This window comes from Acinetobacter sp. GXMZU3951, from assembly GCF_054457875.1.
On record NZ_JBTLFO010000002.1, the window covers coordinates 258,377 to 274,759 of the forward strand.

A 16,383-nucleotide genomic window follows, 5' to 3' on the forward strand; every position below is an offset into this window, starting at 1 on the left:
ATTCACTTAATTCGATTAATCTTTACAAGTTACACAGCGTGATTGCGTAGGTAAATTTATGCAGCAAATTCCAGCTGAGCTAAAAACATGGCTACAAGCCTCTGGTTCATTAACTCAGCAATTAACTGATGTTGCGCAGGGTCAGTTCAGTGTTAAGCCGGTAAAAGAGCATTTTCAGCGCTTGAATTTTATTGATGCGACATGGATGCAAGTGCCATTCCATCACACCTCGTGGGTGCGTGAAAGCTATCTGTATGGATGTGAACAGCAGCCGTGGGTCAAAGCCAAAAGTATTTTCCCGATTCAAAGTCTGCAGCGCCGTGCCAGAATTTTTAAGCATATCGGTACAAAACCGATTGGTTGGTTCTTGTTTGATCGAACTGAACCGAAATGTGAGCGCCGAGTGATTTGGCTGGATGAAGGCTGGACCCGACAAAGTTGTTATACTTGGCACGGTTGCAAATTTATTGTGCAAGAGACATTTTTACCTGCTTTTCTGCAGTATCTTCGCAAAACCAAATTGTGAAATTTTTGAAGGATTTTCATGGCTACGGTGCAACAGATTACTTGGCGTGAACGCTTAGAAGCTTATTATTATTTATGTCGTTTTGATAAGCCGATTGGTACTGAATTGGTTTTTTGGCCAACCATGTGGGCACTGTGGATTGCCAATAGCGGTATGCCAAGCTTAAGTATCCTTATCCCCATGATTTTGGGTACTATTTTTATGCGTGCAGCAGGCTGCGCAATTAATGATTTTGCAGATCGCAAAGTGGATGCCCATGTCGAACGAACCAAAACACGACCTTTGGCAACAGGCATCATTAGTGCGAAAGAAGCGGTATATGTGTTTCTAGTCTTGGTTTTGGCCAGTGCAGGTATGTTGTTGTTTTTACCCATAGAAACCTTTTATTGGTCTTTTGGTGCTTTGTTTCTTGCCTTTATTTATCCGTTCATGAAACGTTATACCCACTTACCGCAAGTATTTTTGGGTGCGGCATTTTCATGGTCAATTCCAATGGCGTATACCGCAGTCGGGGTAACGCCAGATTTAACCTGTTGGCTACTTTATTTCGGTAATCTGGCTTGGACGGTGGCGTATGATACGCAATATGCCATTACTGACCGTGAGTATGATTTAAAGATTGGGGTTAAATCTACCGCGATATTGTTTGGGCGATATGATATTCAAATTATTGCGTTGTTGCAGGTTTTGAGTCTAGTTTTAATCGGTAGTGCTCTGTATTTACAGCAGCTATTGATGCCATTTGGTTTATTGGCTTTGCTGATGGTTGCAGGTGATTTTATATATCAAACCGTCAAAACCAAAGATCGAAATCCACAAATCTGTTTTTGGGCATTCCGTCACAATCGCTGGGTGGGAATGCTGATTTTTATAGGAATCTTTTTAGAATTAACTGTTTAAAATGACTATGTGGTTAAAAGAGTGTCCTATACAGGGCACTTTTTTTATGCCTTAATCAATTTGCATGTAGTTTCATGCGGACAACAACAAAGATGAAAAGGATACTTTATGAAGCGCACAAAAATAGCGTTGGCACTGACATTTGCATTTTCGAGTCTGTTCTTAACGGCTTGCCATGACGATGATGATAATACTGCGCAGGACACTCAAAAAACTTACTTATATGAAGGCAATTATTCATTAGACACCATAGATAATTCTTCATCGATTAAAGTCATGACTTACAATATGACGAATCTGCAAGGGAAAACGGCAACAGCCACTGCCATGGTATTGTTTCCAAAAGCCATTCAACCTAAAGATGGTTATCGTGTTGTGGTATGGGAGCACGGTACAGTGGGGGGAGGTGATGGTTGTGCACCAAGTAAAAATTTACTGAATCCTCGCTTTAAGATTCTAGCGGATACTTTATTAGCCGCAGGTTATGTGGTGGTTGCGCCAGATTATGAAGGCCTAGGAACACCTGGTGTGCATCCTTATTTGAATTTATCGAGCCAAGCGAATTCTGCAATAGCCGCGGTGAAAGCAGCAAAAGACCATTATGGCACTCAATTAAATGGTGTATGGATGTCAATTGGTCAATCACAGGGTGGTCATGCATCATTGGGGACTGCTGAATTTGCCAACACTGATACAAGTTATAAAGGGGCTGTAGCTGCTGCGCCAGCATCAAGTTTAGGTCAAATTATTCAAATTTATATTGATCCTCAATTTAATTTAGATGCAAATGGTCAACCTAAAGCCAGTGGTCTAAATATTTTAGATGAGAAATTGCAACAAGTCCGTTATGCGGTTGCAAATAGCGTAATCACAGCAGAACAAGGTCAAGCGATGATTGATCAAATTGCTGATGGTTATGCGGAACTATTAGCATATGCTGCATTGGCGAGCTCAGGGATTAAAGCTTATCAGCCAGATTATGATTTAAAAACTATTTTTACTGCTGGTGCAGCTGATATTGCAGAAAAAGCCTACGGTCGTACAGGCGAAGATGGGGCATGTTTAAGCTATGCAGACCCTGATCGTGCAAATGGCCTGCAAGAACAATTTAAAGTCGGTGTTCTGGCTTTCTTGCAAGATCCGACACATCTTATTGCGCAATATGGTATTGATTTAAATAAAATTAAAACGGATCCAGTGGTTCAGAAGTTTTTGCTTGATAATCAGCCTGCAACCAATGCAACTGCTGAAAAAGTCATAAAAACTCCTGTGTTTATTATCCAAGGGGAGAAAGATCAGGCGGTATTACCTGTCGTGACTCAAGCTTTGTTTGCGAATATGAGAACGAATGCGACCAAGTATTTCCCGCAAAATGCTTATGCAGATGGATATCAACTGACGATAGTTCCTAATGCAACGCATACCCAAGCCATTGTGTGTAGAAATGCCGCAGCTGTAGATTTTATTCAGAGCAATATGCCTGCGGCTACTGGAATTGTCTTAACTGATGCTCAGAAAGATGCCAGTACCAATCCGCAATGTACAGGGAATTTCTAAGTTGTTTTCAGATAAATGCTTAGTTGAAAAAGAGTCTCATCATTGAGGCTCTTTTTTGTTATATTGTTGCGCATTTAAAGATTTTAGATTTGAGTAATCTTGTATGAGCCAACCTGAAGTGACTAAAAAAGCGTTGCCTTGGAAATTAATGGTATTGGGTCTACTCATTCCAATGTTTGTGATTGGAATGGCGTTTTTAGCAGCAAAGAGCGATGCAGAGAATAAAAAGCAATATGATCTAGAACGTGCAGAAATTCAAAAGCGGGTTGAGTTAAGGCAGCAGCAAGAAGCTGCTTCACAAGCAAAAAGCGAGTAGGCATAAATCCTTTCAGTTTTTGCAATAGGTTTTTAAAAAAAGGGTTGAGATTGACTATAGCTTGAAAACTTATACTTATTATTAGTTATGCTCTATATGATTATTTTGCATATCAATATAATAAAACAAGCAATAACTGTGAATAGTAAATCTCTATAATGAATATCAATTGTTGAATGTGTAATTAGCACGAATTAGTAAATCGGTGTTGTCGATGTCAATAAATGAGGAAAGACTTACTCATCTTAAACAGCTTGAAGCTGAGAGTATTCACATTATTCGTGAAGTAGCTGCCGAATTCGAAAATCCGGTAATGTTATATTCCATTGGTAAAGACTCAGCTGTCATGCTGCATCTTGCCTTGAAAGCGTTCTATCCTGCCAAACTTCCGTTTCCACTTCTGCATGTCGATACCGGCTGGAAGTTTAAGGAAATGATTCAATTCCGTGACAACATGGCGAAAACCCATGGCTTTGATTTGATCGTACATCAAAACAAAGAAGGTCGTGATGCGGGTATTAACCCATTTGACCACGGTAGCTCAAAATATACGGATATCATGAAAACTCAGGGCTTAAAACAAGCACTGGATAAGTATGGTTTCGATGCTGCTTTTGGTGGCGCACGTCGTGACGAAGAGAAATCTCGTGCCAAAGAGCGTGTCTATTCTTTCCGTGACAATAAACACCGTTGGGATCCTAAAAACCAACGACCAGAGTTATGGAACTTATATAACGGTAAAGTGAACAAGGGCGAAAGTATTCGTGTGTTCCCATTATCCAACTGGACCGAGTTGGACATCTGGCAATACATCTATTTAGAGCAGATTCCAATTGTTCCATTGTATTTTGCTGCTGAACGTCCAGTGGTTGAGCGTAGCGGTACACTCATCATGGTTGATGATGAACGTATGCGTTTACACGAAGGCGAAGTTCCACAAATGAAATCGGTACGTTTCCGTACTTTAGGCTGTTACCCATTGACTGGTGCAGTTGAGTCAGAAGCGAATACCTTACCTGAAATTATTCAAGAAATGTTGCTCGCGACAAGCTCAGAACGTCAAGGTCGTATGATTGACCATGATGAAGCTGGCTCGATGGAAAAGAAAAAGCAAGAAGGCTATTTCTAAGCGTTACTCAGCATTCGGTTTCAAAGCATTTGTGGAGTTTGAGCAATGTCTCATCAATCAGAATTAATTAGCCAAGATATTTTGGCTTACTTAAAACAGCATGAACAGAAAGACTTATTGCGCTTTTTGACCTGCGGTAACGTCGATGATGGTAAGAGTACTTTAATCGGACGTTTACTTTATGATTCAAAATTGATCTATGAAGATCAATTACAAGCGGTTACGCGCGACAGTAAAAAAGTCGGCACAACCGGTGATGCACCTGACCTTGCCTTATTGGTCGATGGTCTGCAAGCCGAGCGTGAGCAGGGTATTACCATTGATGTGGCTTATCGTTATTTCTCTACTGAAAAGCGTAAGTTTATCATTGCAGATACCCCAGGGCATGAGCAATATACACGTAACATGGCTACGGGTGCGTCCACCGCTGACCTGGCGATTATCTTGATTGATGCGCGTTATGGCGTACAAACGCAAACGCGTCGTCATACCTATATCGCGAGCTTGTTGGGAATTAAGAACATTGTTGTTGCGATTAACAAAATGGACTTAGTGGAATTCTCTGAAACGCGCTTTGGCGAAATTCAAGCAGAATACCAACAGTTTGTAGCGCAATTGGATCGTAAACCAAGCAATATTCTGTTCGTACCAATTTCAGCTCTGAATGGCGACAACGTGGTGAATGCATCTGCAAATACACCATGGTATCAAGGTCAAACCTTGATGAGTATTTTGGAATCTGTCGAAATTACCCGTGATTCAAGCAAGAGCGAATTCCGTTTCCCTGTGCAGTATGTGAACCGTCCGAACCTCGATTTCCGTGGTTTCTGCGGAACGATTGCTTTAGGTGAAGTACACGTAGGCGATGAAATTGTAGCGTTACCTTCAGGTAAAAAGTCTACAGTAAAAGAAATCGTGACTTATGACGGTAACTTAGAGCATGCAATTGCGGGTCAGGCAGTGACTTTAACGTTGAACGATGAAATTGATATTTCGCGTGGTAACGTGTTGGTTAAAGCTGGTGAAGAGCCATCTTTGTCACGTAGCGTACGTGCTACAGTGGTTTGGATGAATGACCAGCCGCTTGTCAAAGGTAAGTTGTACAACGTTAAGATTGGTACGCAAACAGTTCCAGCCAAAGTCACCGCTATTAACTATCGCGTGAATGTGAATACGCTTGAACATACTCAAGTGGAACAGTTAGAGCTGAATGCAATTGCAGACTTAACCGTTGAATTTGATGCGCCAGTGGTGTTTGACCGTTATCAAGACAGCCGTTATACCGGTTCATTTATCTTTATTGACCGTTTAAGCAATGTCACGGTTGGTGCAGGTATGGTGGAAGCAGCGGTTGAATGGACTGCACATGCAAATCCTGTGTCTGCTGAAGACCGTGCAGCTCGTTTGGGTCAAAAACCTGCGACCGTCACTGTAACTGCAAAAGCGCTTGAGCAAGCTCAAGTCTTGGAAAGCTTGCTGATTCAGCAAGGTGTGGTTGCAATTGCCAAAGCAGGCTTAACGGCTGAACAAGTGGCGTTGTTGCGTGAAACAGGTGTAGTAATCATTACTGACCTCGCTGATACAACTGATGTGAGTTTTACTGCTGAACAAGCGGAAGAACTGGCAGAGCAAATTGTGAAATTGGTTCGTTTATAAGATCCAATGCTAAAAAACCCGCCAAATGGCGGGTTTTTTATGTGCTGAACTGCAGCTTATTTAATCAATTTTTTGAGCGAAGAGTGTGGCAAAGCGCTGTTTAATGCGTTGACCCTGTTCATCGGTACGATGCAGTTCACCAACATTTTCATTGTATTTTAGAATTGTCCAATCTTGATAATGTGCTTCCAATTCACCCGCTTTGAAGCTAAAAGGGAAATCAGGCTGGACCGGATAATCATCACTGTCCATGGCGCAGACAATTAAGTTATATCCGCCTGATTTTGTGGCTTGCTGCATTTGAGCAATCAAAGGTGGAATTGTTTTGGCTTGTAAAAACATCATGACCACGGTGCAATAAATAAAATCATATTGCTTTTGAATCTGTTGATTTAGATTCAAATCCCGCAGTTGAGTATGAATATTACGAATCTGCTCCGCCTGAATAATTTGCTCTAAATGTTGCATACTTTGCGGATTCACATCCCAAGCATCCACTTCAAAGCCATGCTGACTTAAAAATAGGGCATTACGTCCCGAGCCGCAGCCGACATCTAGGGCTTTACCGCCTTGCAAAGCAGGGAGGGCTGCTATTATTTCTGAATGAGTGGGGGCGAGCTGATATTTTTGTGTGAATAATTCATCTGCATGGCAATAAAAGCTGAGTTGGCATTCAATATCGGGGCTAAATGAGACAATGCGATGCCAGACTTGGGGTTCGATGAAAGGGGGTTGTTCAGTTACGCTAAAATGTTGATTGGATATCACATCACCCTGCTCACTGAGTATAGCGAAATCGAGTTCACCTTTTAAAATATGGAGTCTTGCCCATGTGCCAGGTTTGGTGTTGTGAGCTTGCTGAAAAGCGGGTGGAATGGTGTCGTGCTTCCAAATAGGCAGTGATTTATAACACAGCAGTGCTTGCATATAGGCATCCTTATATTCCGAGCTTTAACTCAGCAAAAAATTATTTTGAATGATGTTCTCAATCTGATATTAGCGTGATGCCGCTAAAAATAAAAACAGCGACCGAAGTCGCTGTTTTAAATTATTCACATCATTAAGCTTGTTGAATACCTGCAACCAACCAGTCTTGGCTTGAGCCCGCAGGTTTAACAAAGTGCCAGATTTCGGTAAAGGGTTGTGGCAAGCTATTAAGATCTTCGCTCACAGTACCAGTAAAGCGAACGCTGACCACATGTTGACCATTTTCAGTTGCAGAATCCGTCACCATAGCATTCAAGTTAGAAAACTCAGCTACATCTTGATCACGATTTGCCATAATGTCGTTATACATCGACTGATAAAGATCAGGTGTTAGATAACGGCGAATTTCTTCAATATTGCTCGCGGTATTCATCGATTGAATATGATTAAAGCGTTGACGTGCAATACGTAAGAAAGCAGCAGGTTCAGTACCATCTGGAAGCTGATTACCACTGTTGGTATAGGCTGTGCCAAACGGAGCATTGCTTACAGGTGCTTGAGTTGCAGCACCACCACCGACGGATTGACCAAAAATATTGGTGTTATCTGCTGCGGTACGTGGTGCGGCATTGGCTTGACCAAATGGCGATGCAGGTTGACCGCCATTATTCGGTGCATACGGATTAGTAGAGCTTAGTTTTTTTTTTGCGCCCATCTTGCGGAAAATGAAGAAGGCAACAGCAGCAGCAAGTAAGATCCAGATCCAGCCAGGAATTCCGCCTTTCTCTTCTTGAGCGGCTTCAGCTTGACTTGCTGAACGATCATCTGCAAGCGCATTGGCAGCAACAGCACCAACAGCAGCACCCGCTACACCAGCAGCAACCATAGTACCAACACCTGGACCAGATTTTTGCGGTGCAGTTGCAGGGGCAACAGGTTGTTGTGCAGGAGTGGCTTGACGAGGTTGTTGATAAGACTGGCTGGAGGTTGTAGAACGGCTCATGCCATGACTTTTACCACTACCAGCACGTTTAGCTTCTGCTAAAGGTGCAACCAATAACATCGCTGCTAAAATACCTGCAACTAAACTACGCTGTCGAACTTCCATTCAATTTTCCTATAAAAATAAAAATTAGCGTTGTATTTATGCAGGCTTTTGTTGCATTTTTCAATAAGAAAACACAATTTTTTTGTTTAAATTTGCACAGTTAAATTTTTATGACCTGCAGACTTACTCTGCGAGATTCATGGCTTCAGTCAAGGCTTCATGTAATCGGGCAACTGCAATGATCTGCACCCCAGCAATGGCTTTTTGCGGTGCATTAGCGCGTGGCACAATAATATATTTAAACCCATGTTTAATGGCTTCTTTTAGGCGTTCCTGACCATTCGGTACTGGGCGAATTTCACCGGACAGTCCGACTTCACCAAATACAGCCAGCTGCTGTGGAAGAGCTTTGCCACGGAGGCTGGAAGCACAAGCCAAGAGTACCGCTAAGTCTGAGCCTGTTTCGGTAATTTTTAAACCGCCCACGACATTCACATAAACATCTTGCCCAGAGGTTTGTACCCCACCATGACGATGCATCACAGCCAATAACATGTTTAAACGGTTTTGTTCTAGTCCGAGTGCTACACGACGAGGTTGTCCATGTGCATCATCGACCAAAGCCTGTACTTCGACCAAGAGGGGGCGTGTACCTTCACGGCTGATCATGACAATAGAACCCGGAATGGCTTCATCATAACGGCTTAAGAAAATGGCTGAAGGATTGGCGACTTCACGTAATCCTTTATCGGTCATACCAAAGACACCGAGCTCATTAACTGCACCAAAACGGTTTTTTACGGCACGAATCATGCGATATCTTGAGTCAGACTGACCTTCAAAATAAAGTACACAGTCCACCATATGCTCAAGTACACGCGGTCCTGCCAAAGCCCCCTCTTTGGTAACATGGCCTACAAGAAATAGTGCAGTGCCACTATTTTTAGCAAAACGGGTTAGCAAGGCCGCAGATTCGCGAATTTGCGAAACACCACCCGGGGCAGACTGTAAGGTTTCCGTATAGAGGGTTTGAATGGAATCCAGAATCGCAACCGCGGGGCGTTCCTGTGCCAGTACCTCGCAGATGCGCTCGACGCAGGTTTCCGCCATGACTTTAAGTTGATCCGTTGGCAAATCGAGACGCTGTGCACGAAGTGCGACTTGGGATAAAGATTCTTCACCTGTGACATAGAGTGCAGAACTTTTCGCTGCTGCCATATAAGTTGCAGTTTGTAAAAGAATGGTGGATTTACCAATACCCGGGTCACCACCAATTAAAACCACGGAGCCTGTGACTAAGCCGCCACCGAGTACGCGGTCAAATTCACCAATACCTGTGGCAAGACGAGTTTCATGCGAAACAGACACTTGATTTAATGTAGTGATGCTGGCAGCTTGCCCTGCGTAGCCGCCTCCAATTTTAGGTTGAGCGCGATGTGTCACAACCGGTTCAACCTTTATTTCAACCAGACTATTCCACTCGCCACATTCAGAACATTGTCCTGCCCACTTCGGATGGTCGGCACCGCATTGCTCGCAGCGGTAAACAGTTTTAATTTTTGCCATAAATAAAATTGAAAATTTTGTATAAATTAGATAAAAAAGAGTTATTACGAATACAATTAAAAGCGTCTGTAGTATTTCTTAAGGATTAAGAAGGAAAGACAAGGTTCGTAATTCACTGGTTAAAGGGAAGTGCTCAGAAAAATAACATGATATAGGACTTTTACAAGTAAGAAACACTGTGTTTTTGAGTCAATATATTTGTTGAGTTCACTTTTTCCAAGGAAGGTGTTTGGGTGTTTGCTTATTTATTGTCATAACTTAGTTTTAGAATGGCATAGATATTGCTCCTGCTCAAACAAATGAAAATTTAGCGGTTGCTCTATTTTCAAATTATATAAAAAGGTTGATGTCTATGAGTGCAGCAGAAATTGTTGATTGGGTAAATGGTATTATTTGGAGCAAGGCTCTTATTTATTTATGTTTAGGGGCAGGCTTATTCTTCTCTATTTTGACGCGCTTTGTACAAGTGCGTCAGATGAAAGAGATGGCGAGATTACTATTTAGTGGTTCTTCCTCCGAGCAAGGGATTTCCTCGTTTCAGGCACTTGCCGTTTCACTTTCGGGACGTGTTGGTGTAGGTAACATTGCGGGTGTTGCTGCCGCAATTGGCTTTGGTGGTCCAGGTGCTGTGTTTTGGATGTGGGTGGTGGCATTTTTAGGTGCGAGTACCGCCTATGTGGAATCAACCTTAGGTCAAATTTATAAAGTTGAATATCAAGGTCAATACCGTGGTGGCCCAGCATTTTATTTTGATAGAGGCCTAGGACAACGCTGGTTAGGTATTTTATTCGCCATTGCAGCGATTGTATCTTGTGGTTTGTTCCTACCGGGGATTCAAGCCAATGCGGTCGGCAATGCCTTTACCCAAATTACAGGTGAAGGTTCAATTGTTTTTGGTAATGTCGGAACATTTAAACTCGTTGCTTTGGTGGTGATTCTGACTTTATTGGCGGTCATCATTTTTGGTGGTATTAAACGTATTGCGCGTTTTGCTGAGTTTGTTGTGCCATTCATGGCGGCAGGCTACATTTTAATGGCGCTTGTCATTGTCGGAATGAATATTCACGAACTTCCGGGTGTGATTAAACTGATCTTTACAGATGCGTTCACCCCAATGGCGGGTATTGGTGCAGCCATTGGTTGGGGGGTTAAGCGTGGTGTTTATTCCAACGAAGCAGGTCAGGGTACAGGTCCACACGCAGCGGCAGCAGCAGAAGTGCAACATCCTGCACAGCAAGGTTTTGTACAAGCATTTTCGGTGTATGTCGATACCTTATTTGTTTGTTCTGCTACAGCCTTCATGATTTTAATTACCGGTATGTATAACGTACAAGGTACTTTAGAAGCGGGTCAATTTATTGTTCAAAACATTGGTGCAACGGTTGAAATTGGTTCACCAGCATTCACCCAAATGGCAGTGAGCACAGTATTCGGTGGCTTTGGTCAAATCTTTGTGGCTTTAGCGGTGTTCTTCTTTGCTTTCACTACGATTGTTGCCTACTACTATATTGCAGAAACCAACATTGCTTATTTAAGCTACATCACCAGAACACCTTCACTATTATTCATCACCAAGTGTTTCATCATGATTTCGGTTGCTTATGGTGTAATCAGTGCAACAGGTTATATCTGGGGCGTTGGTGATATTGGTGTAGGTTTAATGGCATGGATTAACATTATTGGGATTATCTTGACTTACTTTGTCTGGAAACCAACCATGAAAGCGTTGAAAGATTACGAGCAGCAGCAAAAGGCAGGCGTGAAAGAGTTCACTTTTGATCCAGTCAAACTCGGCATTCGTAATGCAACCTATTGGGAAGAACGTTTAAAGAAAAAACAGAACAACCAATAGAAAGTTAGCTCACGAACATTTAGTAAAACTTAAAAGAAGCAGCCGAATCGGCTGCTTTTTTTACGAACAATTGTAGAAAATCTAGAACTAACGTATCAAAAAAGTGCATTGTGTTGCATCAATCTAGTGCGTATTATCGGCGCTAATTGTATAAGGCGTGAATGCTGAACGATACAGATATAGTTGTTTAGCTTAGATTGACCCAAAAACTTACATAGCGAAGGCATGCTTAAAAATAGTGCAAATGTGTAATTTGGATTAATTTGGTTAAAAAATCTTAAAGGATTATTAGAGAGTTTCTATCACGATGTTAAATCAAAACTCGAATGAGTCCGCTGCGCAAGGCGAACTCCATCGTAGTTTGTCGAATCGACATCTACAACTGATTGCGATTGGTGGGGCAATTGGTACAGGCTTGTTCATGGGATCGGGAAAAACCATTAGTTTGGCGGGTCCTTCGATCTTATTTATCTACACGATTATTGGTTTAATGGTGTTTTTCGTAATGCGTGCATTAGGAGAACTACTATTATCAAATCTGAAATATAAGTCATTCATTGATTTTTCCACGGATCTTATCGGTCCTTGGGCGGGCTATTTTGTCGGTTGGACCTACTGGCTGTGCTGGATCACGATTGGTATCGCTGACTTATCCGCGATTATCTACTATTTGCAATTTTTCAATAATGGACTGCCTTTTAGCCCAGTTGAAGGGGCAATGATTAGCGTCGCAGCGATTATCTTCATTATGGGGCTCAACCTAATGACGGTAAAACTGTTTGGTGAGCTTGAATTCTGGTTTGCCTTGGTCAAAATTATTGCGATTGTGGTACTGATTGCTGTTGGTTTGTGGATGATTTTCACGGGCTTTACTTCAACTTCAGGCGAAGTAGCGTCATTTACGCATTTATGGGCCAATGGTGGGATGTTCCCGACAGGTATGGAAGGTTTCCTTGCTGGTTTCCAAATTGCCATTTTTGCCTTTGTCGGGGTGGAACTGGTCGGAACGACAGCAGCAGAAACCAAAGATCCAGAGCGCAACTTGCCAAAAGCAGTTAACTCAATTCCCGTTCGTATTATTATTTTCTATGTATTTGCACTGATTATTGTGATGTCGGTGACGCCATGGAATAAGATCAACCCAGACGTGAGCCCATTCGTTAACTTGTTCAGTCAAGCGGGTATTGCGGCAGCAGCAATTATTATGAACTTGGTGGTGTTGTCTTCGGTGATGTCATCGATGAACAGTGGTGTATTCTCCACCAGTCGTATGTTGTTTGGTTTATCTCGTGAGAAACAAGGACCAGAAGCATTTGGTCATTTGAACAAGCGAGCTGTTCCGGCCAATGCCTTGTATTTCTCAGCAATCTGCTTGTTGGCAGGCGCAGCATTACAGTATTTTGTTCCGAACACTGTTGAAGCCTTTACGCTGGCCACCACCTTGTCGACCATTCTGTTTATTTTGGTGTGGTTAATGATTTTGTGGAGCTATCTGGTGTACTACAAAACACGTCCAGATTTACATGCCAAGTCGACCTTTAAATTACCGGGTGGACCATTGACCTGCTGGATCGGAATCGTATTTTTTATTGGTATGATTTACGTGTTATCACTTGAACCAGACACCATGAAAGCCCTGATGGTCAGTCCGATTTGGCTGGTTATTCTCGCAATTGGTTATTTTGGTTTTTATAAACCTAAACATAAATAATCAATTTGTGTTTGTAAAAACGTCAGTTTAAAACTGGCGTTTTTTTATGTCTGGCGATAATCTCTAGCGTTTAATGCTTTGGTCAATGCGTTGATCGGGTTATACTTCGTTAAAATTTGAGATAGGTGGTCAGATGCGTCGCGTCATTTGCTGCATAAGTGTATTGGTCTTGGGCTCTTCATTAATCGGTTGTGGTCAATCGGGTGCATTGCAATTACCAAGCGATTCAAATTATGACAAACGTGCAAAATATTTGTTATATCCAAATGTAGAGTCTGGTCAAAAAACTGAGCAAGTTGAATCGACCCAACCAGCAGATCAGCAACCTGCTACACAAAATCAATCATCTACACCTTAACTTGTCACTGAAAGGACATCTTCATGAGTTTTACCCGCATTAATGGGGTATTGCATGCAGAGCAGTGTTCTCTTGAACAGCTTGCACAGCAATACGGCACGCCACTGTATGTGTATTCAAAAGCAGCTTTTGAAAAGCATTTCTTAGACATGGATCGTGCTTTTGAGTTTATCGATCATCAAATTTGTTTTGCGGTAAAGTCGAACTCCAACATTGCGGTACTGAATGTATTGGCCAAACTCGGCTGTGGCTTTGATATTGTGACTGGCGGTGAGTTGGCGCGTGTTTTGGCTGCGGGTGGTGATGCCTCCAAAGTGGTATTTTCTGGTTTAGGTAAAACTGAAGCGGATATTCAAAAGTCATTAGAAGTTGGCATTGCCTGCTTTAATGTCGAGTCTTATGCCGAATTAGACCGAATTCAGAAAGTGGCTGCGGCATTGGGTAAAAAAGCCCCGATTTCATTGCGTGTCAATCCAGACGTGGATGCAAAAACCCATCCTTATATTTCGACAGGTTTAAAAGAAAACAAATTTGGTATTCCATCTGATACGGTATTTGAAACCTATCAATATGCGGCAAGTTTACCCAATTTAGAGATCATCGGGATTGACTGCCATATCGGTTCGCAATTAACCGAAACGAAACCGTTTGTGGATGCCCTTGATCGCGTCATGTTGATGATTGAAAAACTCAAAGAATTGGGAATTCAGCTCAAACATATCGACATTGGTGGTGGTTTAGGTGTGACCTATAAAGATGAAGTGCCGCCTACCGTTTTTGAATATGCCAATGCAATGAAGCCCGCTTTAGAAAAATTGGGCCTAAAAGTGTATATGGAACCGGGACGTAGTATTTCTGCTAATGCAGGTGTATTGGTGACTAAGGTGGATTTATTAAAACCAACCAATCACCGTAACTTTGCCATTATTGATGCAGCGATGAACGATTTGATCCGTCCTGCGCTATATGAAGCATGGATGGATATTCAACCTGTGACTCCGCGTAGCGATGTTGAAACACTACAGTGGGATGTGGTGGGTGCCATTTGTGAAACCGGCGATTTCTTGGGGAAAGAGCGTGATTTAGCCCTGCGTGAACAGGATACTTTGGCGGTCTTGGGTGCTGGTGCATACGGATTTGTGATGAGTTCAAACTACAATACCCGTGGTCGTGCTGCTGAAGTTATGGTCGATGCTGCTGAGTCACATCTCATTCGTGAGCGTGAAACAGTTGAGTCACTTTGGGCAAACGAACACTTGTTGCCTTAAGGAGTCAGGGAATGTTTTTAGAATTTACTAAAATGCATGGTCTGGGTAATGACTTCATGGTGATTGATTTAATTAGTCAACGTGCTTATTTAGATAGCGTTACCATTCAACGTCTGGCTGACCGTCATTTTGGCATTGGTTTTGATCAGTTATTGATTGTTGAACCACCCGATGTACCTGAGGCCGATTTCAAATATCGTATTTTTAATGCCGATGGTTCGGAAGTTGAGCAATGTGGTAATGGGGTACGCTGTTTTGCACGTTTTGTGCATGAGCGCCAGTTAACCACTAAAACCAAAATTAAGGTACAAACCAAAGCGGGCATCGTCGAGCCGGAATTGGGTCCGAATGGCTGGGTGCGCGTAAACATGGGTTACCCGAAATTTTTGCCACAGGACATTCCATTTTTAGCCGATCAAGCTGAAAACTTGTATGATCTCGAATTGGCAAATCAGCAGCAGATTACAATTGACGTGGTCAATATGGGTAACCCACATGCGGTGACCATTGTGCCAGACGTCATTACGGCTGATGTGGCAACGATGGGGCCACAAGTCGAGTCACATGCTCGTTTTCCAGCGCGTGTAAATGCGGGTTTCATGCAAATCATTGATGAAAAACATGCACGTTTACGCGTGTTTGAGCGGGGTGTGGGTGAGACTTTGGCCTGTGGTACAGGAGCGTGTGCTGCTGCTGTATCGGGTATCCGCCGTGGTTTGTTAGCGAATCAAGTTGAAATTGAACTGGCGGGTGGCAAGTTGCAAATTGAATGGCGCGATGGCGATGTGGTCTGGATGACGGGTCCAACAGCAAATGTCTATGAAGGCCGTATCGATTTACGCTATTTCCAAGGCTAAGTTTATTTTGAAAGAAAAAAGCACTATCAATAAGATGGTGCTTTTTTATGGATGAAAATCGGCTATGCTGAGTTAAAAGATCAATCTATTCTTGACTATAAGTGCATGCCAAAATTAATTTTTCTCCCCGGCGCATCTGGAAGTACAACTTTTTGGACGCCATTAATTCAAGCTCTTGAAAATCAGCATCCGAAACAGGTGATTGCGTATCCGGGTTTTGCTGAAGAGCCAAGCCAGCAGTCGGTTTTTGACTTTGCCAGTTTGTCCGATTTTGTTCTGAATCAGATTCAGGATGAATGTATTTTGATTGCCCAATCCATGGGAGGGATTTTTGCCGTACAGGCCGCGTTAGCCCGTCCAGATTTGGTTAAAGGCTTGGTACTCATGGCAACCTCAGGCGGAATCGATTTATCACGTTTTCAGTTGCAAGACTGGCGAACTGACTATCAGCATCAGTATGTCAATTATCCAGACTGGTTTGTCACGACCCAAATTGATTTATCTCCGCAATTTGAAAAAATTAAGTTGCCCACGCTGTTGCTATGGGGCAATCAAGACCTGATTAGTTCCGTGGCAGTCGGTCAAGCCTTGCAGCAAAAATTACCGCAAGCAGAACTGCATATTATTGACGGGGGTGATCATGCCTTTGCCGCACAGTATGCGGCCGTGGTTGCTGAACATTTAAAGCCTTACTTATTCAATTTGACTTAAG

The 16,383-nt window shown here is 42.6% G+C and carries 15 protein-coding genes; 12 read left to right on the top strand and 3 right to left on the bottom strand.

The window, feature by feature from the left end:
• The first annotated feature begins 58 nt into the window (after positions 1 to 58).
• The 6 genes from ACX17N_RS04345 to cysN all read left to right on the top strand — a co-directional run bounded on the left by ACX17N_RS04345 (position 59) and on the right by cysN (position 6,084).
• A complete protein-coding gene (locus ACX17N_RS04345) occupies positions 59 to 526 on the top strand; it encodes a chorismate--pyruvate lyase family protein (protein ID WP_458891339.1) in 468 nt (155 codons plus the stop codon).
• Positions 527 to 544: 18 nt separating this feature from the next.
• Positions 545 to 1,426, top strand: coding sequence for a 4-hydroxybenzoate octaprenyltransferase (gene ubiA, locus ACX17N_RS04350; protein WP_458891340.1), 882 nt, complete (start codon positions 545 to 547; stop codon positions 1,424 to 1,426).
• 108 nt (positions 1,427 to 1,534) lie between these two features.
• Complete coding sequence (locus ACX17N_RS04355; protein WP_458891341.1) at positions 1,535 to 2,983, top strand: alpha/beta hydrolase family protein; 1,449 nt, start codon at positions 1,535 to 1,537, stop codon at positions 2,981 to 2,983.
• Positions 2,984 to 3,086: 103 nt separating this feature from the next.
• Entirely contained in the window at positions 3,087 to 3,299 is a 213-nt protein-coding gene (locus tag ACX17N_RS04360) for a hypothetical protein (protein ID WP_458891342.1), read from the top strand.
• A gap of 220 nt (positions 3,300 to 3,519) precedes the next feature.
• Positions 3,520 to 4,428: a sulfate adenylyltransferase subunit CysD gene (cysD, locus tag ACX17N_RS04365; protein WP_026441297.1), complete on the top strand. Its 909-nt coding sequence runs from the start codon at positions 3,520 to 3,522 to the stop codon at positions 4,426 to 4,428.
• A 45-nt stretch (positions 4,429 to 4,473) separates the two neighbouring features.
• Complete coding sequence (gene cysN / locus ACX17N_RS04370) at positions 4,474 to 6,084, top strand: sulfate adenylyltransferase subunit CysN (RefSeq protein WP_458891343.1); 1,611 nt, start codon at positions 4,474 to 4,476, stop codon at positions 6,082 to 6,084.
• A 60-nt stretch (positions 6,085 to 6,144) separates the two neighbouring features.
• On the opposite strand, the gene tehB is transcribed toward cysN, so the two are convergent.
• The 3 genes from tehB to radA form a co-directional block, all read right to left on the bottom strand.
• Positions 6,145 to 7,011, bottom strand: a complete 867-nt coding sequence (tehB, locus tag ACX17N_RS04375) for an SAM-dependent methyltransferase TehB (RefSeq protein ID WP_458891344.1) — start codon at positions 7,009 to 7,011, stop codon at positions 6,145 to 6,147.
• Between the two features lie 133 nt (positions 7,012 to 7,144).
• Positions 7,145 to 8,119, bottom strand: a complete 975-nt coding sequence (locus ACX17N_RS04380) for a Tim44 domain-containing protein (protein ID WP_458891345.1) — start codon at positions 8,117 to 8,119, stop codon at positions 7,145 to 7,147.
• 123 nt (positions 8,120 to 8,242) lie between these two features.
• The gene (radA, locus tag ACX17N_RS04385) at positions 8,243 to 9,625 is read right to left on the bottom strand and encodes a DNA repair protein RadA (protein ID WP_458891346.1); all 1,383 of its coding nucleotides are present in this window, start codon (positions 9,623 to 9,625) and stop codon (positions 8,243 to 8,245) included.
• 352 nt (positions 9,626 to 9,977) lie between these two features.
• Here radA and ACX17N_RS04390 point away from each other — a divergent pair, with 352 nt between their 5' ends.
• The 6 genes from ACX17N_RS04390 to ACX17N_RS04415 all read left to right on the top strand — a co-directional run bounded on the left by ACX17N_RS04390 (position 9,978) and on the right by ACX17N_RS04415 (position 16,382).
• A complete protein-coding gene (locus ACX17N_RS04390) occupies positions 9,978 to 11,477 on the top strand; it encodes an alanine/glycine:cation symporter family protein (RefSeq protein ID WP_458891347.1) in 1,500 nt (499 codons plus the stop codon).
• A 307-nt stretch (positions 11,478 to 11,784) separates the two neighbouring features.
• Positions 11,785 to 13,188, top strand: coding sequence for an amino acid permease (locus ACX17N_RS04395; protein WP_458891348.1), 1,404 nt, complete (start codon positions 11,785 to 11,787; stop codon positions 13,186 to 13,188).
• Between the two features lie 133 nt (positions 13,189 to 13,321).
• Positions 13,322 to 13,546 (top strand): LPS translocon maturation chaperone LptM, encoded by a 225-nt coding sequence (gene lptM / locus ACX17N_RS04400; RefSeq protein WP_458891349.1) that lies wholly within the window; start codon positions 13,322 to 13,324, stop codon positions 13,544 to 13,546.
• Between the two features lie 23 nt (positions 13,547 to 13,569).
• Entirely contained in the window at positions 13,570 to 14,814 is a 1,245-nt protein-coding gene (gene lysA, locus ACX17N_RS04405; protein WP_458891350.1) for a diaminopimelate decarboxylase, read from the top strand.
• 11 nt (positions 14,815 to 14,825) lie between these two features.
• Positions 14,826 to 15,671: a diaminopimelate epimerase gene (dapF, locus tag ACX17N_RS04410; protein ID WP_458891351.1), complete on the top strand. Its 846-nt coding sequence runs from the start codon at positions 14,826 to 14,828 to the stop codon at positions 15,669 to 15,671.
• Between the two features lie 105 nt (positions 15,672 to 15,776).
• Positions 15,777 to 16,382: an alpha/beta fold hydrolase gene (locus tag ACX17N_RS04415; protein ID WP_458891608.1), complete on the top strand. Its 606-nt coding sequence runs from the start codon at positions 15,777 to 15,779 to the stop codon at positions 16,380 to 16,382.
• The last annotated feature ends 1 nt before the right edge of the window (position 16,383 follow it).